The organism is Bacillus cereus group sp. MG9, from assembly GCF_040459995.1.
Lineage (GTDB): Bacteria > Bacillota > Bacilli > Bacillales > Bacillaceae_G > Bacillus_A > Bacillus_A mycoides.
Genome location: NZ_JARVHC010000001.1, coordinates 3,875,078 through 3,894,238 on the forward strand (window position 1 = coordinate 3,875,078; position 19,161 = coordinate 3,894,238).

The window sequence follows — 19,161 nt, forward strand, 5'->3', positions numbered from 1 at the left end:
TTCCAGACATACTCTAATGAAAGCTTATTCAGCCTCGTCCAAAAAAATGCTATAATTAACTTTTAGTTAGAAAGGAGTGTTCATTCATGGCATTCGATGGATTATTTACAAGAGCAATTACACATGAAATTGCAAATTCTCTTCAAACAGGAAGAATTTCAAAAATATATCAACCCTCAAAATATGAAGTTTTATTACATATTCGAGCAAACGGAAAAAACCAAAAGCTAATTCTTTCATCTCACCCTACATATGCGCGTATGCACTTAACAAATCAAAACTACAATTCACCAGCGCTACCGCCGATGTTTTGTATGCTTCTTCGCAAACATTTAGAAGGTGGATTTATTGAAAAAATTGAACAAATTGACTTAGAACGTATTATTCAAATTACAGTCCGTAGTCGCAATGAAATCGGTGACGAATCAGTAAAAACATTAGTAATCGAAATAATGGGACGACACAGTAATATTATCTTAGTAGATACGAAAACAAATGTTATTTTAGATAGCTTAAAACACGTTTCTTTAGCGGTAAACCGACATCGTACTGTATATGCTGGAGCTGAATATGTTGCCCCACCGGCACAACATAAAATTAATCCGCTTCTTATCGAAACAGAAGATGATTTTATTAAACCGCTAGACTTTTTATCTGGCAACATGGACAAACAACTTGTCGGAGCATTCATGGGAATTTCCCCATTATTTGCAAAAGAAGTTGTAAAAAAAGCAGGTATGGCAAATGAAAAAGCATTATCTGAAGCTTTCTTCAGCTTGCAAAAACCTTTGCTAACACATCAGTACGTGCCAGCAATGATAACAGCAAATGGAAAAGAGTTCTTTTACCTATTCCCTCTTTCTCACTTACAAGGAAACGAAAAAACATTTTCATCTGTTAGTGAATTATTAGATCGCTTCTTCTTTGGTAAAGCAGAGCGCGATCGTGTAAAACAACAAGCTCACGATTTAGAACGCTTTATGCAAAATGAAAAAACAAAAAACGAAAAGAAGCTAATTAAACTAGAAAAAACATTACAAGATGCCGGAAAAGCAGATAAATATCAACTATTTGGAGAGCTACTTACAGCCAATATGTACGCTTTGAAAAAAGGTGATAAAGAGATAGAAGTCGTTAACTATTACGACGAAAATGGTGGGACTGTAAAAATCACATTAAATCCTTTAAAAACACCATCTGAAAATGCACAACGCTATTTCCAAAAGTACCAAAAAGCGAAAAATTCAGTTGCTATTGTAGAAGAACAAATCGTAAAAACAAATGAAGAAATTCTTTATTTCGATAGCTTACTTCAACAAATGGAAGTTGCTTCTTCAAAAGATATTGAAGAGATTCGTGAAGAACTGGCCGAAGAAGGTTATGTACGTAATCGTAAGAAGAAAAACACAAAGAAAAAACCGACAAAACCAGTATTGGACAAATATTTAGCTAGTGATGGTACAGAAATTTTCGTCGGTAAAAACAATAAGCAAAATGATTATTTAACAACGAAATTCTCCCGTCGCGATGAAATTTGGTTACATACGAAAGACATACCTGGGTCCCACGTTGTCATTCGTTCTCTTGAACCTACGGAAGAGACTTTACATGAGGCCGCTAAAATCGCTGCTTATTACAGTAAAGCAAAAGATTCTAGCTCTGTTCCTGTAGATTTCACAAAGGTACGCCACGTCAAAAAACCGAGCGGTGCAAAACTTGGATTTGTTACATATGACAATCAACAAACATTATATGTAACACCAGATGCTGATACAGTAATGAAATTAAAAGCGTAAATTAAAAAATGCGTTGCTTGCTAGCAACGCATTCTTTAATTTAGTTCATATATCCATTAACTAATTCGTAACATCTTTCTTTTGTCATCTTATATTTCTCTTCCGAAGCCTCTATACGTCTCATCGTTCCATTATTTGGATCTGTACCAATTGCTGTAACTTTACTTTCTTTTTCTTTAACCCATACAATCTGTTTTGTTTTTAATGACTGAAATGCATCAGCTGACATCGTATTTTTTAATGTACTGTAAATTTCATTTAGTTTATTATCCCATAGTTGATAATTTCCTTCTATTTCATTTACTATGTCATTTGTTGACATAACATTCGTATGTTTTTCTTCGTTTTCTAGAGCAACTAACTCATTTAGAGCCTTAGTTTTACCTAATACTGAAGAAGATTCTTTTTTTTGCTGCTTCTCTTCTTTTGAACTAGTATACGTACTGGAATCATTTCCCTTAGCTGTTTCTTGCTCTTGAATAAAATCTTGTTTCGTTACCTTTTCTTGCTCTTCATCATCTACATTGTGAGTAATAACAGATGTTTGGGCATCCACAGCAACTACTCCGTTACTTTCTTTAAAAATATATTTCTTATTTCCACTATTCTCTTCTCTAACGAAAGAGACATTCTTGAAACCTTGAACTCTAAGAATTTCGTTAGCTTCTTCTTTAGTTAACTTTAAATCTACTGGCGTATTTGATGACCATTTATCCATTAACCATTTTCCATCGGTATAAACTAAAACAAATTCCCACGTCTCCGCTTCATTCCCCATATCATTTGCAAGGATAAGCGTCTCAATCTTTAAAACATCATTTTTCTGTGAACAAGTTATTCTCACGTCTGGCTCAATATGAATTGGGAATGGCAACATATCCGTCTCTCTAGACCTATTAAATGTGTCAAGCGACTTAGGAAGCTGATTTTCTACAAACTTATCTGTAACTAATCCCTTAACTCCTTTTTTCGCTGTCTCCATATCTCCAGGATTATTTCGGCTCCATCCATTTTCTTTTTCCATCTCACTAAAAGCGTTTGCTATCCTATCTACGCTCTTTCGTACAATCTTTTTCGCTTCTTTTCCTGTCACTTCTGGTGCTTCATCAAGCTGTTCAATCTTTTCATTTACTTGAACTTTGTTTTCACTTTTTTCACAACCTGCTAGAACAAACATACTAACTACCAAGCAAAATGACATTACTTTACTTAATTTTTTCATATACTCACATTCCTTAATCCTATTTATTCGTTACGTATCCCTATCTTCGAGAGAAACCCAACAATTACCTATTGTATCAATAATTTTTTTATTTATATATTAATTTTTATATTAAAATAAATAATAAATGTAATGTTATTTTCAAATATACACTCTAAACATCGCTTATCCTTTTCTTTCCTAACTTCGATATTCCAAAAAAATTTGACATTATTTTCTTGTATTTGTATAAATTTTTTTACAGTGTGTAAAAAAATCGATTCGATGTTCTTTTCATTTGCTCACTAATATTTTGAAGCAATCCGTAGTTTTCAAATAGTCCTTCCCACAAATAGCGGACAGAACTTTACTTTACCTTCCCTTATATATATATTCCCCACTATCCTTTCTCTAAAGTTATCTTTTGGCACGCTATTTGCTTTATTCAATACTGTGAAAAGGGGGAAATTAACATGAATTTAAGAATTACTAAAATCCAAAATCAACTACAAAAATATGAAATTGACGGATTACTTATTACCAAAAAAGAAAATCGCCAATATGCAACAGGCTTTACAGGTAGCGCTGGCGTCGTCTTAATCTCTGCGGATAAAGCGGTTTTTATAACTGATTTTCGCTATGTAGATCAAGCGAAATCACAAATAAAAGAAGCTGAAATTATTATGCATAAAGGAAATCTAGAAAAAGAAATCGCAAATCAAGTATCGAAATTAAACATTCAAAAACTTGGAATTGAAGAAAATAACATGACATTACAACAATATAAAAACTTACAAAAATACATACATGCGGAAATGGTGCAAGTGTGCGAAATCATCGAAGATATTCGCATTATTAAAGACATACCTGAAATAGAAACAATGAAAATTGCGGCTAATATTGCTGACGAATCATTTCACCACATCCTTACGTTTCTAAAGCCAGGAATAAGTGAGACTGATGTCCGAGATGAATTAGAATTTTTCATGCGAAAGAAAGGGGCTACATCCTCATCATTTCAAATTATTGTAGCTTCTGGCGTTCGCTCTTCACTTCCTCATGGCGTTGCATCGAATAAAATAATCGAGCACGGCGATATCGTTACCTTAGATTTCGGTGCACTTTATAACGGGTATTGTTCCGATTTAACACGTACTGTAGCAATCGGAGAACCATCGGAAGAATTCAAAAAAATATATAATGTTGTATTAGAAGCATTAAAGCGTGGAACTGCAGCCATTAAACCTGGAGAAACTGCGAAAAGTATCGATGATATAACGAGAGATTACATTACAGAACATGGATACGGTCAATATTTCGGCCACTCTACTGGTCATGGGCTTGGGTTAGAAATTCATGAACCTCTCCGTCTATCCCAAGAAAGTAAGGCTACTTTAGAAGAAGGTATGGTTGTTACAGTTGAACCAGGTATTTATATACCAAACTGGGGCGGGTGTAGAATTGAAGATGATATTGTCATCACAAAAGAGGGCTATGAGGTTATTACAAAGGCAAATCGGGAACTAATTGTCATTCCCTGTTAAAAATCATGAACTTTTTAACAGGAGTTTTTCTCTACACATAGAATTCCTTCTCTGGAGTAATCGTTTAAAGAGGGGGAATTTTAATTGAACTTTGTAATCGATAAGATAGATGGTTTACATGTAGAATTTTCAAAACTTGTTTCCATGATGAATTACGCTCGTTATACCACAATGCAAGCGGTGGAAGGCTTAACAATTGAAGAACTTGATTATTTATATGATGATGAAGCAAATTCAATTGGTATGCTTTTGTACCATATGGCTGCTATTGAATTTTACTACCAAATTCATACTTTTGAAGATCGTGCACCAACAAATGCTGAATTAGAACGTTGGTTACCTGCTGTTGAGTTAGGAAATCTTGGACGCGAGAAAATAAAAGGCAACTCAATAGAATTTTACATAAATACGTTACAAGAAGTACGTTCCAAAACGATTAAAACTTTTCAATCATTACCTGATGAATGGCTATTTAAAACGACAGACTTTTGGCATGACAAACCAGCAAATAACTACTTTAAGTGGTTTCACGTATTTGAAGATGAGATCAACCATCGCGGACAAATTCGTTTAATTAAAAAGATGCAAAAAGCTCATTCAGTAAAGTAAGAAAATGCCACCGAATAAGGTGGCATTTTCTTTTATTCATTAACGAATAACTTTTCGTTTACTTTTTTAGCGACTACCGCTACCGATATTAAAATGCATATTAAATATAGCAATTTCGCAATAAATAACCACCCTTGAAACATTACAATTCCATCTATTATCTCATTTCCTTTCAATAACAAAAACGGAATCGTGCTAATTATAATGACAAACTCGATGCTGAAAACAATTTTCTTTTTTCGACTATATGCTTTCCATTCATCCCAGCGATACATAGGAGCAAAAATCAATACTCCTATACATAATATTACTGGTACCCATTCACTTTTAAGAAATTGCCCCGAAATAACTGATAATATTAAACAACCGAGCACACCATAATACCCTATTTTCTCTCTCATTCGTACTCCCCCATTCTACTTCTCCTTTAATATGTAACTTGCTATTCTTATCATGACTCTTAGAAAAATAACGACTACAATTACAAGATAAAGACCTTTCGCAGAAGACATCCAATCTTGAAAAATAGACATTTTCTCCATTTGCTTTTGGCCCTCTATTAAAATAACCCCTACGACAAATGAACAAACAACAATGATACCTATCATAATTCCAATACTTTTTTTACCATGTTGTTTCATGTCATCCCAACGATATAACAGTATAAAAACAAACCCGAGAACAGGTATGATACTTATCCATTCATTGTTTGTAAATAAATTTAAAATGATTACTAGAATACAAGATACGATAAAGTTGAACCAATCGGGCTTTTATGGGCAGTTGATCTCCCACCTAACTCCCTCGCATTCGCAAATTTTGAGGTGGGAGTCTTACTGCCCGTTAATGCGGGATGAATCCCCAAAAACCAATTCTTTTGCGCATAAGTCCTCATTTAATTCCATTTTTAGGATTAATTGTATTGTAACATCCATTTATTATTCTTACCATTACAGTACATGAAATTTCACTTTTTTCTTTTTCCTATACTCACATACTTTCACTGCTTCCATACAATGAACTACACGAATGCCTAAAGGATGTGAATGTTATGGGAGTTGAATTAACGCTTTTACATGCTCTCTATATTCTTTGTTTACTAACCATTATTACCTTTTTTATTTTTAGAAAAGATACGACGATCATTTGTATCGTTTTTATCTTTTTATTAGCATTAACCGCTACAAGTTCTATCCCTCTTGCCATTAGTGGTATCTTTCAAAGTTTCATTTACGCCATTACCGAACTATTACCAACTATATTAATCATCTCCATTATCGTATCAATGAGCAACCTACTCGTTCATACCGGCATAAATGATACGATGATTTCACCATTTACAAAGATGATTCGTACACCTGCACATGCCTACTGGATTATCGGTCTTTTAATGATGACAATTTCCTTTTTCTTTTGGCCTTCTCCAGCTGTCGCCTTAATGGGGGCCATTTTATTACCAGTCGCTGTACGCGTCGGCCTTCCGCCAATTGGAGTCGCAATCGCTATGAACTTATTCGGACACGGCATCGCCTTATCTGGTGACTTCGTTATTCAAGGTGCACCGAAATTAACTGCAGATGCTGCTGGTCTTCCTGTTTCCAGCGTTGTTTCAGCCAGTGTTCCCCTCGTTATCGTTATGGGTATTGTGACAACTTCCGTCGCATTTTTCTTCTTACGAAAAGAATTTCATACAGGCTTATCTATACAAGAATCTATTCCATCAACTGAGTCTTCTAAAACGCTCACTTCATTATCTCCTCAGACAAAAAAATGGCTCGCTATTTGTATTCCGATCGTATATGCCATAGATATCCTTTGCATGATTCAATTTAAACTACAAGGAAGCGATGCAACTGCACTTATCGGCGGGACGACTGTTATCATGATTATCATTATTTCTCTCATCGCCTACAAAGGTAATGGACTGAATAAAACGACCGATTATTTTATAGAAGGGCTCCAATTTGGATTTAAAATCTTTGGTCCAGTTATCCCAATTGCTGCACTCTTTTATTTAGGAGATAGCGGCTTTGTGAAAATTATCGGGGACTATTTACCGAAAGGTTCACATGGAATCATTAACGACTTAGGAATCGCCTTATCTCAAACTGTTCCTTTAAACCAATATGTATCGGCAGGAACATTAACTATCGTTGGTGTCATAACAGGCTTAGATGGATCTGGATTTTCCGGTATATCACTTACTGGTTCGATTGCCAATCTTTTCGGAACAGCACTTGGGCATGGAACAGCTACATTAACAGCACTTGGGCAAATTGCAGCAATCTGGACTGGCGGTGGCACTTTAATTCCTTGGGCGCTTATTCCTGCCGCTGCCATATGCAAAGTAGATCCGTTTGAACTTGCGCGCCGAAACTTTTTACCAGTTGTGATTGGCTTAATCGTCACCACGATCGTTGCGATGTTTATTCTATAGCGTAAGCGAGTATTCTCTTGCTTACGTTTTTCATTGTGAAATCAATCATTTATTACTGACTTTCAAAAGGGATTATGTATATGTTAGCGAAGTGATATTAGGAGAGTATTTATTTCAAAACGTTTACGAGAAACAGATTACTTCAATTAGAAAAGGGGACATAACTATGAATGAATTGATTTTTGTCTTATTAATTTGTCCATTACTTATCTTTATCGTTTCTGTTATTGGAACACGTAGAACGAGAACGTACTATGTAATGCCAATTGTAACGTTTGCTAGTTTTTTAATAGTAGGTGCTATCGCCTTCCCTCCAAAGTTTTTCTTTTGGGTCGGTATGTATAGTATCTTCTCATTTATTATTTCTTATATGACTCTATTGTTTGTGAGAGGATATGAAGTTGCAGAAAACAATAAGTAGTTATTAGTGAGGAGATTGTACTATGATTTTCTTTGATATCGATGGAACTTTACATAAAATTTTAGCAATGATATAAAAAAGACGACCGCGTTCCCCCGCGGTCGTCTTTTTTCGTGTTACGCTGTAATCCAAGCTTCATTTGCTGGATTTTTACGCCACTCTTGTAATTTTTTCGTTTCAGCTTGTCCGATCATACCTTTTTCTGCTGCAACTTCAGTTAATGCACTGTAATCACTTAAAGAATATGATGCTACGTTTGCTGCTTCTAGTTTCTCTTTTCCTGACTCAAGCTCGTATGTGAAGATTGATACGATTCCTAATACTTCACAGCCAGCTTCGCGAAGTGCTTCTACACATGTAATTGCACTACCGCCAGTTGAAATTAAGTCTTCTACTACTACTACTTTTTGACCTTTTTCAGCTTTTCCTTCGATTTGGTTCCCTTTACCGTGACCTTTTGCTTTACTACGCACGTAGCACATTGGTAAATCCATACGATCGCTTACCCATGCAGCGTGCGCAATACCAGCAGTTGCTGTTCCTGCAATAACTTCTACAGTTGAGAAGTGCTCTTTAATTAACTCTTCTAATCCAGCTGCAATCGCTTGGCGTACTTTTGGATAAGATAAAGTTAAACGATTATCACAATAAATTGGTGATTTTATACCAGAAGACCAAGTAAATGGGTCATTCGGTTGTAAAAATACTGCTCCAATTTCTAATAAATGCGATGCGATTTCTTTTTTCATACTGTTACACCTTCCCACTGTTGTTTTACTGTTTTATACGCTTCAAGCGGATTTTCTGCTTTTGTAATACTACGTCCAACTACGATGTAGCTTGAACCAAGTTCCCTCGCACGTTTCGGTGTTGCTACGCGCACTTGGTCATTTACATCATCGCTTGCAAGACGAATCCCCGGTGTTACTGTTACAAATTCATTTCCGCATACTTCACGTAATTTTGGTACTTCAAGTGTTGAACAAACAACTCCATCAAGTCCACTTTCTTTCGTTAATTTTGCATAATGAGCAACCGCTTCTTCTAACGTTTTCTCAATGCCAATCTCTTTTTTCATCATAGCTTCCGAAGTGCTTGTTAATTGTGTAACTGCAATACAAATCGGTCTCTCTTTTCCTTCTTGCTTACCTTCCTCTAATCCCTCAATCGCAGCTTTCATCATACTGCTTCCCCCAGCAGCATGAACATTTACCATATCTACATCTAGACTAGCTAGGCTACGCATAGCGCTTTTTACCGTATTCGGAATATCATGAAGTTTTAAATCTAGGAAGATTTTATGTCCTTTTTCTTTTAAGTACGTAATAATTGCAGGACCTTCTTTGTAAAACAACTCCATACCAACTTTGACAAATAACTCTTCCCCTTCAAAGTGGTGTAAGAATTGTTCTACCTCTTGTTTCCCTGGAAAATCTAGTGCAACGATTAACGACTGTGACATGTTTGCTTCCAGCTCCTTCCTTGACATTCCGAAATATGATCAAATCCTAATTCATCTAGTAATGCTGGTAATTCTTCAATAATTGTCGGACATACGAACGGATCGATAAAGTTCGCCGTTCCAACTGCGACCGCGCTTGCGCCCGCATAGAAGAATTCAATTACATCTTCCGCTGTTTCAATACCACCCATTCCGATGATCGGAATGTTAACCGCTTGACTTACTTCATGTACCATACGAATTGCTACTGGCTTAATCGCAGGCCCGGATAGTCCGCCCGTACGGTTTGCTAAAATTGGTTTTGCAGTTTTTAAATCTAGACGCATACCAAGCAATGTATTAATCATCGTTAAACCGTCCGCACCCGCATTTTCAATTGCTTTTGCAATTTCCACAATGTTTGCCACGTTCGGTGACAATTTCACATATACCGGTACTTCAGAAACCTCTTTTACTCGCTTCGTTAAATCAGCAGCAATTTCAGGATTTGTACCAAAAGCGATACCACCCGTTTTTACGTTTGGACAAGAAATATTTAATTCTAGCGCATGAACATTAGGTGCCTTTGAAATCGCCTTCGCAACCGCTACGTAATCCTCAGCTTGTGAACCCGCAACGTTTGCAATAATCGGAAGATCAAATTGCTCGAGAAAAGGTAATTCAGAATTCATTACCTTTTCTAATCCAGGATTTTGAAGCCCGATTGCATTTAGCATTCCGCCTGGTGTTTCAGCAACACGAGGCGTTGGGTTTCCATAACGAGGTTGTTCTGTTGTCGCTTTAATCATAATTGATCCAAGTACACTTAAATCATAGAACTGTGCATACTCACGACCAAATCCGAAGCAACCAGATGCTGGGATGATTGGATTTTTTAATGATAACCCTGGTAATTCAACTTGCAATCTGTTCATAGTACAACCTCCCCGATTGGAAATACTGGTCCGTCGCTACACACCTTCTTGTAAGAATGTCCACTCGGATCTGCTTGCAAATGGCATACACATGCGAAACATGCTCCGATACCACAGCCCATACGTTCTTCTAATGAAATGTAGGCTTTTCTCTCCTTATAGCGTCCTTCTAATGCACGAAGCATCGCTAAAGGTCCACATGAGTAGAGAATGTCAAAGTCAATTCCATAGCTATCGATTACATCTGTTACAAACCCTTTTGTACCATGTGTACCATCAACTGTTGCAACATACGTATCACCAAGTTCTGCGAATTTCTCTTCATAGAAGACAACATCTTTCGTTTGGAAACCTAAGATGTGAATAACGCGTACTCCTTTTGCTACAAGACGCTGTGACAATTCATATAGTGGTGGTACACCAATTCCCCCACCAACTAATAGAGCCGTTTGTCCAGATTCCGCTTCTTCTACAGGAAATCCATGACCAAGTGGTCCTAACACATCTACAAGTTCACCTTGTTTTCTTTTCGCTAATGTTTTTGTCCCTTGTCCTTCCGCACGATATAGCATTGTAAATTCGTTCTTGTCTTGATCGACATTACAAATACTAATTGGGCGGCGCAGAAGGGGCGTAATGCCCTCTGCTACCTTAATGTGTACAAACTGTCCTGGATCGTTCATTTGCTGCACTAAATCCCCTTGAAGCACTAATTCGTAAATGTTTTTTGCGATTTCTTTTTGGTTAACGACGATCATATTTTGCTTTTGCATCATGCATGTACCACCTCGTGACGCTTCGTTTGCGTAATTTCTTTCATTGAATGAGCTGAGAATGTCATAGATTCTAATACTCTCAAGATTGCTCTCGTTGTATCAAGTGATGTTAAGCAAGCCACACCATTTTCTACTGATTCACGGCGAATGCGGAAACCATCACGCGCTGGTTGTTTTCCTTTTGTTAATGTATTGATTACAAACTGCGCTTTCCCTTGACGGATAATATCAAGTAAGTTGTAGTCTTCAGAATCAATTTTGTTTACAACTTGCACCGGAATGTTTTGTTCTGTTAGCGATTGTGCTGTTCCTGCTGTTGCTAATAAGTTATAGCCGATTTCATGGAAGCGTTTTGCAATTTCCAACGCTTCTTCTTTATCTTTATCCGCTACAGTGATGATTACTGATCCGTGCGTTGGGATGTTAATTCCTGAAGCAACAAGTCCTTTATATAATGCTTTTTCAAGCGTTAAATCTTTACCCATTACTTCCCCTGTTGATTTCATTTCAGGCCCTAATGTTGTATCAACTGAGCGTAGTTTCGCAAATGAGAATACCGGTGCTTTTACATACACTTCCTTCTCTTCTGGGTGATAGCCAGTTCCATATCCTTGTTCTACAAGGTTTTGACCTAAAATAACTTTCGTTGCGATATTTGCCATCGGTACGCCTGTAATTTTACTTAAGAATGGTACTGTACGGCTCGCACGTGGATTTACTTCAATTACATACACTTCATCTTTGAATACTACAAACTGAATGTTTAGTAATCCAACAATGTTTAAACCTTTTCCAAGCCCAATTGTATGTTCAATAATTTGTTCTTTTAGTTTTTCAGATAAGCTCTGTGGTGGATATACTCCAATTGAATCCCCAGAGTGAACTCCAGCGCGTTCGATATGTTCCATAATACCTGGAATGAATACATTCTCACCGTCTGAAATTGCATCTACTTCAATTTCTTTACCAACCATATAACGGTCGATTAATACTGGGTGATCTGCGTGAACTTTAACCGCATTTTTCATGTAGTGCAGTAATTCTTCTTGACGATATACGATTTCCATCGCACGTCCACCTAGTACGTAAGATGGTCTTACTAATACTGGGTAACCAATTTTGTCAGCGATCGCTACTGCTTGCTCTACAGTCGTTGCTGTTTTACCAACTGGTTGCGGGATACCAAGCTTTGTTAAAGCTGCTTCAAACTTATCACGATCTTCTGCACGGTCTAAATCTTCAAGTGATGTTCCTAAGATTTTCACACCATGTGCTTCTAATTTAGCCGCTAAGTTAATTGCCGTTTGTCCGCCGAATTGGACGATAACACCTTCTGGCTTTTCTAAATCGATAATGTGCATTACATCTTCGATTGTTAATGGTTCAAAGTATAATTTGTCAGAAATACTGAAGTCTGTTGAAACTGTTTCTGGGTTGTTATTAACAATGATTGCCTCATATCCAGCTTCTTTTATTGCCCATACAGAGTGAACTGTTGCATAATCAAACTCAACACCTTGACCAATACGGATTGGACCAGATCCTAGTACAACTACACTCTTACGATCTGTTACAATCGATTCATTCTCGTCACCATATGTGCTGTAGTAGTATGGTGTTGCAGATTCAAACTCTGCCGCACAAGTATCTACCATCTTATAAACAGGAGTCATATTGCTTTCTTTACGCATATCGTAAATTTCACGCTCTGTTTTGTTCCAAGCATTGGCGATGTAATGGTCACTGAAGCCCATTTCTTTCGCAGATTGTAACACTTCCATATTTCCTACATTCGCTTTTACTTCGCGTTCCATGTTTACGATATTTTCAACTTTTTGTAAGAAGAAGAAGTCCATTTCACACCATTCGTTGATTTCTTCTTTCGTTACACCTTGACGGATTGCTTCTGCTACAACGAACAGACGCTCGTCATCAGCTTTTATAATACGCTTTTTCATCGTTTCTTTATCAAGCTCTTTTAAGTGGTCTAACTCTAGGTGATAAACGCCAAGCTCTAAAGAACGAATCGCTTTTAATAATGATTGTTCTAAGTTACGTCCGATTGACATAACTTCACCAGTTGCCTTCATTTGTGTACCAAGTGTTCTGTTTGCTGATTCAAACTTATCAAATGGCCAACGTGGAATTTTTGAAACAACATAGTCTAATGCTGGCTCGAAGCAAGCGTATGTTTTTTGTGTTACTGGGTTTATAATTTCATCTAATGTTAAACCGACTGCAATTTTCGCCGCTAGCTTCGCAATTGGATATCCAGTTGCTTTAGATGCTAGTGCAGACGAACGACTCACACGCGGGTTTACTTCGATTACATAGTATTGGAAGCTATGTGGATCAAGTGCAAGCTGAACGTTACATCCACCTTCAATTCCTAATGCACGAATAATTCTTAATGAAGTGTTTCGTAACATTTGATACTCACGGTCACTTAATGTTTGGCTCGGTGCTACAACGATAGAATCACCTGTGTGAACCCCAACCGGATCGATATTTTCCATGTTACATACTACAATCGCGTTATCATTCGAATCACGCATTACTTCATATTCAATTTCCTTACAACCGGCAATACTCTTTTCTAATAAACATTGTGTTACTGGACTATGTTTTAATCCACCTGATACGATTTCAATTAGTTCTTCTTCATTATTACAGATTCCGCCACCTGTTCCCCCCATTGTAAATGCTGGGCGAACAATAACTGGATAACCAATTTCTTTTACAAATTCATGTGCTTCTTCCAGCGTATGAATAATCGTGCTAGATGGAATTGGTTCATTTAATTCCTGCATTAATGTACGGAATAAATCACGATCCTCGGCTTGCTCGATTGCTGATAATTTTGTTCCTAAAATTTCAACTCCGCACTCTTCAAGTATGCCTGATTTCGCAAGTTCAACAGCCATGTTTAGGCCTGTTTGACCACCTAATGTTGGTAGGAGTGCATCTGGACGTTCTTTACGAATGATACGGCTTACGAATTCTAATGTTAATGGTTCTATATATACTTTATCTGCTGTTGCAGTATCTGTCATAATTGTTGCTGGGTTAGAGTTAACAAGGATTACTTTGTAACCTTCTTCTCTAAGAGATTGACAAGCTTGTGTACCAGAGTAATCAAACTCTGCTGCTTGCCCAATTACAATTGGTCCTGATCCGATTACTAAAATTGTGTTAATGTCTAGGCGTTTTGGCATAACTCTTCCCCTTCTTTCTTGAAGTTTTCAATCATTGCTAAGAAATCTTCGAATAAATCATTTGCATCTTCTGGTCCTGCAGAAGCTTCTGGATGGTATTGCACTGTAAATGCTGGGAACTTCGTATGACGAAGACCTTCTACTGTTCCATCATTTAAAGCAACATGTGTAATTTCCAGTTCTGTATTTCCAACTGATTCTTCTTCTACTGCGTAACCATGGTTTTGAGATGTAATTGCTACTTTTCCAGTTGCAAGATTTTTTACTGGATGATTTAAACCACGGTGACCGAATTTTAACTTACTTGTATTCGCACCAGATGCCAGGGCGAACAATTGATGTCCTAGGCAAATCCCGAATAAAGGAACTTTACCAATAATTTCTTTTAACATTTCAATTGCTTCTGGTACATCTTTTGGGTCCCCAGGTCCATTACTTAACATAATTCCATCTGGGCTAAGGCGTAGAATTTCTTCTGCTGTTGTATTGTAAGGTACAACAATTACATCACAATCACGCTTATTTAATTCTCGTAAAATACCATGTTTCATTCCGAAGTCTACAAGTACAACTCGGTGTCCACGGCCTGGACTTGGATATGGATCTTTTGTTGATACGCGTTTCACATGATCTGTAAAGACAGTTGCTTTCAATTGGCTAACGATGTCCTCTACATCCACATCCATATTGCAAAGACGTCCGCGTAAAGTTCCATATTGACGAATTTTTCTTGTTAATTTTCTCGTATCAATTCCTGCTAATCCTGGGATATTTCTTTCTTTCAAGTAATCATTTAGCGAAATTTCATTACGGAAGTTTGATGGGTGATCACAAATTTCGTTTACGATTAAACCATTTACAGATGGGTGAATTGATTCAAAATCATCACGGTTAATGCCGTAGTTTCCGATTAATGGATACGTAAATGTTACGATTTGACCGCAGTATGATGGATCAGATAAAGTTTCTTGATATCCAGTCATCCCAGTTGTAAATACAACCTCACCTGACTTTTCTATTTCTCCTCCGAAACCTTTTCCAATTAATACTGTTCCATCTTCTAAGATAAGTTGTCTTTTCATACTAATGCACTCTCCTTTTGCCATGCGATCTTACCACCAACGATTGTCATAACCGGCCAACCTTGGCATTTCCAACCTGCGAATGGTGTGTTTTTTCCTTTTGATAAGAATGTTGTTGGATCAATTTCTTCTTCTTGTTCTAAATCGATAATTGTAATATCAGCTGTTCTACCTTCTGTTAGGCGCCCTGCTTCTAAACCGAATGTGTCAGCTGGTTTTTCTGTTAAGAATTGAATCAGTTGCTCTAATGTAATGATTCCTTTTTTCACAAGGTTCGTATATAAAAGCGGGAATGCTGTTTCAAAACCAGTAATTCCGAACGGTGCTCTTTCAATCCCTTGCGCTTTCTCTTCTACAGTATGCGGTGCATGGTCAGTTGCGATCATATCAATTGTTCCATCTAATAGTCCTTCAATTAACGCTGCATGATCTTCTTTTCCTCGAAGCGGTGGATTCATTTTAAAGTTAGGATCAGCCGATGGGATATCATCTTCACATAATACTAAGTGATGCGGTGTTACTTCTGCTGTCACCTTAATTCCAGCACGTTTCGCGTCACGGATTACACGTACAGATCCTTTTGTACTTACATGACATACGTGGTAGTGACAATTTGCAGCTTCCGCAAGTAAGATGTCCCGGGCAATATGTACGGATTCACATACTGATGGGATACCGTTTAATCCGTGTTTCTCAGAAAACTTCCCTTCATGTACACATCCTTTATTAATAAGTGTGTTCTCTTCACAGTGTGCAACAACTGCCATATTTAATTTCGATGCACGCTTCATTGCAGCTAACATCATGCTTGCATCTTGCACGCCTACGCCATCATCAGTGAAAGCAAACGCTCCAAGTTCTTTTAACGTTTCAAAATCGGTCATTTCAGAACCTGCTTGACGTACTGTAATTGCTCCATATGGTAATACATTTACATGTGCTTTTTCTTTAATACGCTTTTGCAGGTCTTCCATATGTTCTTTACAATCTGGTACTGGGCGTGTGTTTGGCATTGCGCAAATTGTAGTAAATCCACCTTTTGCTGCTGCAAGTGTTCCTGTTTCAATTGTTTCTTTATGTTCACCACCTGGTTCACGAAGATGAACGTGTACATCTACTAATCCAGGTGCGATTAACTTTCCATTTACATCGATTACTTTAGCATTATCTGCCGTAATATTTTCTGCTACCTTCGCAATTTTACCGTCTTGTACGAGAAGATCTGTTGCTACGATTGTTCCTTCTGCATTCATATAACGACCATTTTTAAACAAATAATTCATGTTTCATTCCTCCTAATACATTTGGTAATGCGCGTTTTAGTACAGCCATTCTTACGTAGACCCCGTTTTCCATTTGCTTGAATATGCGTGAGCGTTCACACTCGACAAGTTCACTCGCAATTTCAACATCACGGTTTACAGGGGCTGGATGCATAATAATGCTTCCTTCTTTCATACGTTTTTCTCTTTCAACTGTTAACCCATGTTGCTCGTGATACTCTTTCATAATGTCTGTTTCATAATGGTCATGACGCTCATGTTGTACACGAAGTAACATCATCACATCCACTTCTGGAACAAGTTCATCTAAACTCTTGTACGTTCCAAATGTGTTCTCTTCATCTTTCCACTCTTCTGGGCTTGCAAAGTAAATTGTCGCGCCCAGTTTCGTTAATGCTTCTGCATTAGAACGTGCTACTCGGCTATGACGAACATCCCCAACTATTGCAATCTTCAAACCTTCAAATCTTCCAAACTCTTGTTTAATTGTTAGAAGATCGAGTAGACATTGCGTTGGATGATTTCCACATCCATCTCCAGCGTTCAAGATTGGGATATTCACCTGATCTTTTAATTCATCGAAGTAACGATCTTGCTCATGGCGGATGACTACCGCTTTTGTTCCGATTGATTCTAGTGTTCTTATCGTATCGTATAAAGTTTCTCCTTTTTGTACGCTAGATGCATCTGCGGAAAAGTCTAATACTTCAAGTCCTAATCTCTTCTCAGCAACTTCAAAGCTAAATCTCGTCCTCGTACTATTCTCAAAGAACAAGTTCGCAACAAATGTTTGCTCTGTCGTTTTTCTCTCTTTTCCATTCGCGAAATCTTCTGCGTCTTTTAGGATTTCTGAAATTTCTTGTTCCGATAATTCACTCATCGTTAACAAATGGCTCATCGTCATCCCTCATCTTTCTGTTTTTTATGATAACACCATTGAATTTATATAACAATAACTGTATAAAAATACCCTAGTCTTTGAGACTAGGGTGCGTTAAAGTAGCCACCCTTTTCTATCTCACAGGACTGAATTAAAAGGTTATTTTTATGAAGCAATCTGCTTAGATTGTTTTGTTTTATTTGTTTGTTTTGTCTCTGGTAGTAGTAGATTTAATAGTACACCTACAATTGCTGCTAGCGCCATTCCTTCTACTTGGAACGATTCACCTACGTGCAGTACCGCTCCGCCAATACCGATTACTAGTATAACTGATGCAATCATTAAGTTTCGTTTGTCACCTAAGTCTGTTTTATCGTCTACCATCATACGTAAACCACTTGATGCGATTACACCGAAGAGTAAGATTGATACACCACCCATAACTGGTGTTGGAATCGAATGAATCAGTGCTGAAATCTTCCCGATAAATCCAAACATGATTGCGAACACTGCTGAACCGATGAATAAGTATACACTGTATGCTCTCGTAATTGCTAGCACACCGATGTTTTCACCGTACGTTGTATTCGGTGGTCCTCCTATTAGTGATGCGATCAATGTTGCTATCCCATCACCGAAGATTGAACGATGTAAACCTGGTTTTTCAATTAAATCTCTTTTAATAACATTTCCAAGTACAATTTGATGTCCGATATGTTCTGAAATTGTTACAAGTGCAACTGGCACCATTAAGAGTACAATTTTCCATGAAAACTCCGGAGTATATGTTACAAACGGTACTGTGAAGTCTGGTATGACAAACCATTTTGCCTCAGCTACTGGCTTTAAATCTACTAGCCCTTGGAAGTAAGCGAATATATACCCGCCGATGATTCCAAGTAGCACTGGTATGATACTGAAAAATCCTCTCCCGAATATGGAGCAAATGATTGTAATTGCTAATGTTACTAATGCTACTGAAAAGTGTGTAATGCTATACTTACCATCCGCACCGTTCATCGCCATGTTCACTGCTGTATGTGCTAAAGATAAACCGATTACCATTACGACTGGCCCAACTACGATTGGCGGAAGTAATTTCATAATCCATTCTGACCCAGATTTCTTAATTCCGAGTGAGATTAAGATGTAAACAAGTCCCGCAAGCATTCCTCCAAGCATCGCTGCTCCAGGTCCACCTGCTGTTTTCGCTGTAATAATTGGTGCAATAAAGGCGAATGATGATCCTAAATATGCTGGTACTTGACCTTTCGTTATTAGAAGAAACGCTAGCGTTCCTAATCCACTTGATATTAAAGCTACTGATGGATTCAGTCCTGTTAAAAACGGAACAAGCACTGTTGATCCAAACATCGCGAACAAATGTTGTATACTTAATAATAACCATTTTCCCGGTTTCGGTACTTCATGAATGTCTAGCACTGGCTTTTGCTCCATTGTTACATCCTCCTTCAGTTTTAATTTTTGCAATAAAAAAACTCTTTGTGCCTGTGCACAAAGAGTCCTACACTTTCGTATGC

17 protein-coding genes are annotated in these 19,161 nt (G+C 37.5%); 5 read left to right on the forward strand and 12 right to left on the reverse strand.

Features of this window, described 5'->3' with window-relative positions; all coding sequences use genetic code 11:
* Nucleotides 1–86 precede the first annotated feature (86 nt).
* Nucleotides 87–1,796 (forward strand): Rqc2 family fibronectin-binding protein, encoded by a 1,710-nt coding sequence (locus tag QCI77_RS19740; protein WP_353825399.1) that lies wholly within the window; start codon nt 87–89, stop codon nt 1,794–1,796.
* Nucleotides 1,797–1,836: 40 nt separating this feature from the next.
* Here the strand turns inward: QCI77_RS19740 and QCI77_RS19745 are convergent, their stop codons facing one another.
* On the reverse strand, nt 1,837–3,018 hold the full coding sequence (locus tag QCI77_RS19745; protein ID WP_113769759.1) for a lysozyme inhibitor LprI family protein: 1,182 nt from the start codon (nt 3,016–3,018) through the stop codon (nt 1,837–1,839).
* A 452-nt stretch (nt 3,019–3,470) separates the two neighbouring features.
* Between QCI77_RS19745 and QCI77_RS19750 the strand changes: the two genes are divergently transcribed.
* Together QCI77_RS19750 and QCI77_RS19755 are read left to right on the forward strand one after the other, a co-directional pair.
* Nucleotides 3,471–4,541, forward strand: a complete 1,071-nt coding sequence (locus QCI77_RS19750) for a M24 family metallopeptidase (RefSeq protein ID WP_113769760.1) — start codon at nt 3,471–3,473, stop codon at nt 4,539–4,541.
* A gap of 84 nt (nt 4,542–4,625) precedes the next feature.
* Nucleotides 4,626–5,150: a DinB family protein gene (locus QCI77_RS19755; protein WP_113769761.1), complete on the forward strand. Its 525-nt coding sequence runs from the start codon at nt 4,626–4,628 to the stop codon at nt 5,148–5,150.
* Nucleotides 5,151–5,182: 32 nt separating this feature from the next.
* Here the strand turns inward: QCI77_RS19755 and QCI77_RS19760 are convergent, their stop codons facing one another.
* Both QCI77_RS19760 and QCI77_RS19765 read right to left on the reverse strand, forming a co-directional pair.
* Nucleotides 5,183–5,551, reverse strand: coding sequence for a YoqO family protein (locus tag QCI77_RS19760; RefSeq protein ID WP_060749564.1), 369 nt, complete (start codon nt 5,549–5,551; stop codon nt 5,183–5,185).
* A 15-nt stretch (nt 5,552–5,566) separates the two neighbouring features.
* Complete coding sequence (locus QCI77_RS19765) at nt 5,567–5,902, reverse strand: YoqO family protein (protein ID WP_113769762.1); 336 nt, start codon at nt 5,900–5,902, stop codon at nt 5,567–5,569.
* A gap of 299 nt (nt 5,903–6,201) precedes the next feature.
* On the opposite strand from QCI77_RS19765, the gene QCI77_RS19770 reads away from it, so the two are divergent.
* Together QCI77_RS19770 and QCI77_RS19775 are read left to right on the forward strand one after the other, a co-directional pair.
* Nucleotides 6,202–7,587 carry a hypothetical protein gene (locus tag QCI77_RS19770; protein WP_353825400.1) on the forward strand — a complete coding sequence of 462 codons (1,386 nt, stop codon included), beginning with the start codon at nt 6,202–6,204 and terminating at the stop codon, nt 7,585–7,587.
* Between the two features lie 166 nt (nt 7,588–7,753).
* On the forward strand, nt 7,754–8,008 hold the full coding sequence (locus tag QCI77_RS19775; protein ID WP_002033769.1) for a YbeF family protein: 255 nt from the start codon (nt 7,754–7,756) through the stop codon (nt 8,006–8,008).
* A gap of 116 nt (nt 8,009–8,124) precedes the next feature.
* On the opposite strand, the gene pyrE is transcribed toward QCI77_RS19775, so the two are convergent.
* The 9 genes from pyrE to uraA form a co-directional block, all read right to left on the reverse strand.
* Entirely contained in the window at nt 8,125–8,757 is a 633-nt protein-coding gene (gene pyrE / locus QCI77_RS19780; RefSeq protein ID WP_012261599.1) for an orotate phosphoribosyltransferase, read from the reverse strand.
* On the reverse strand, nt 8,754–9,470 hold the full coding sequence (gene pyrF / locus QCI77_RS19785) for an orotidine-5'-phosphate decarboxylase (RefSeq protein WP_000083510.1): 717 nt from the start codon (nt 9,468–9,470) through the stop codon (nt 8,754–8,756). The genes pyrE and pyrF overlap by 4 nt, the downstream gene beginning before the upstream one ends.
* Entirely contained in the window at nt 9,455–10,384 is a 930-nt protein-coding gene (pyrD, locus tag QCI77_RS19790; protein ID WP_002088238.1) for a dihydroorotate oxidase B catalytic subunit, read from the reverse strand. Before pyrD ends, pyrF begins: the two co-directional genes overlap by 16 nt.
* A complete protein-coding gene (gene pyrK / locus QCI77_RS19795; RefSeq protein WP_002088239.1) occupies nt 10,381–11,160 on the reverse strand; it encodes a dihydroorotate oxidase B electron transfer subunit in 780 nt (259 codons plus the stop codon). Before pyrK ends, pyrD begins: the two co-directional genes overlap by 4 nt.
* Nucleotides 11,157–14,375 (reverse strand): carbamoyl-phosphate synthase large subunit, encoded by a 3,219-nt coding sequence (carB, locus tag QCI77_RS19800; RefSeq protein ID WP_002165154.1) that lies wholly within the window; start codon nt 14,373–14,375, stop codon nt 11,157–11,159. The genes pyrK and carB overlap by 4 nt, the downstream gene beginning before the upstream one ends.
* Entirely contained in the window at nt 14,360–15,457 is a 1,098-nt protein-coding gene (locus QCI77_RS19805; RefSeq protein ID WP_002111416.1) for a carbamoyl phosphate synthase small subunit, read from the reverse strand. The genes carB and QCI77_RS19805 overlap by 16 nt, the downstream gene beginning before the upstream one ends.
* Nucleotides 15,454–16,740, reverse strand: a complete 1,287-nt coding sequence (gene pyrC / locus QCI77_RS19810; RefSeq protein ID WP_113769764.1) for a dihydroorotase — start codon at nt 16,738–16,740, stop codon at nt 15,454–15,456. Before pyrC ends, QCI77_RS19805 begins: the two co-directional genes overlap by 4 nt.
* Nucleotides 16,724–17,638: an aspartate carbamoyltransferase gene (gene pyrB / locus QCI77_RS19815; protein ID WP_002128846.1), complete on the reverse strand. Its 915-nt coding sequence runs from the start codon at nt 17,636–17,638 to the stop codon at nt 16,724–16,726. The genes pyrC and pyrB overlap by 17 nt, the downstream gene beginning before the upstream one ends.
* 147 nt (nt 17,639–17,785) lie before the next feature.
* Nucleotides 17,786–19,078 carry a uracil permease gene (uraA, locus tag QCI77_RS19820; protein ID WP_002014712.1) on the reverse strand — a complete coding sequence of 431 codons (1,293 nt, stop codon included), beginning with the start codon at nt 19,076–19,078 and terminating at the stop codon, nt 17,786–17,788.
* Between the last annotated feature and the right edge of the window lie 83 nt (nt 19,079–19,161).

Excerpts from the sequence above, each read along its gene's own strand:
- QCI77_RS19740 (WP_353825399.1), top strand. The coding sequence starts at position 87 with ATGGCATTCGATGGATTATTTACAAGAGCAATTACACATGAAATTGCA.
- QCI77_RS19745 (WP_113769759.1), bottom strand. The coding sequence starts at position 3,018 with ATGAAAAAATTAAGTAAAGTAATGTCATTTTGCTTGGTAGTTAGTATG.
- QCI77_RS19750 (WP_113769760.1), top strand. The coding sequence starts at position 3,471 with ATGAATTTAAGAATTACTAAAATCCAAAATCAACTACAAAAATATGAA.
- QCI77_RS19760 (WP_060749564.1), bottom strand. The coding sequence starts at position 5,551 with ATGAGAGAGAAAATAGGGTATTATGGTGTGCTCGGTTGTTTAATATTA.
- QCI77_RS19770 (WP_353825400.1), top strand. The coding sequence starts at position 6,202 with ATGGGAGTTGAATTAACGCTTTTACATGCTCTCTATATTCTTTGTTTA.
- QCI77_RS19775 (WP_002033769.1), top strand. The coding sequence starts at position 7,754 with ATGAATGAATTGATTTTTGTCTTATTAATTTGTCCATTACTTATCTTT.
- pyrE (WP_012261599.1), bottom strand. The coding sequence starts at position 8,757 with ATGAAAAAAGAAATCGCATCGCATTTATTAGAAATTGGAGCAGTATTT.
- pyrF (WP_000083510.1), bottom strand. The coding sequence starts at position 9,470 with ATGTCACAGTCGTTAATCGTTGCACTAGATTTTCCAGGGAAACAAGAG.
- pyrD (WP_002088238.1), bottom strand. The coding sequence starts at position 10,384 with ATGAACAGATTGCAAGTTGAATTACCAGGGTTATCATTAAAAAATCCA.
- pyrK (WP_002088239.1), bottom strand. The coding sequence starts at position 11,160 with ATGATGCAAAAGCAAAATATGATCGTCGTTAACCAAAAAGAAATCGCA.
- carB (WP_002165154.1), bottom strand. The coding sequence starts at position 14,375 with ATGCCAAAACGCCTAGACATTAACACAATTTTAGTAATCGGATCAGGA.
- QCI77_RS19805 (WP_002111416.1), bottom strand. The coding sequence starts at position 15,457 with ATGAAAAGACAACTTATCTTAGAAGATGGAACAGTATTAATTGGAAAA.
- pyrC (WP_113769764.1), bottom strand. The coding sequence starts at position 16,740 with ATGAATTATTTGTTTAAAAATGGTCGTTATATGAATGCAGAAGGAACA.
- pyrB (WP_002128846.1), bottom strand. The coding sequence starts at position 17,638 with ATGAGCCATTTGTTAACGATGAGTGAATTATCGGAACAAGAAATTTCA.
- uraA (WP_002014712.1), bottom strand. The coding sequence starts at position 19,078 with ATGGAGCAAAAGCCAGTGCTAGACATTCATGAAGTACCGAAACCGGGA.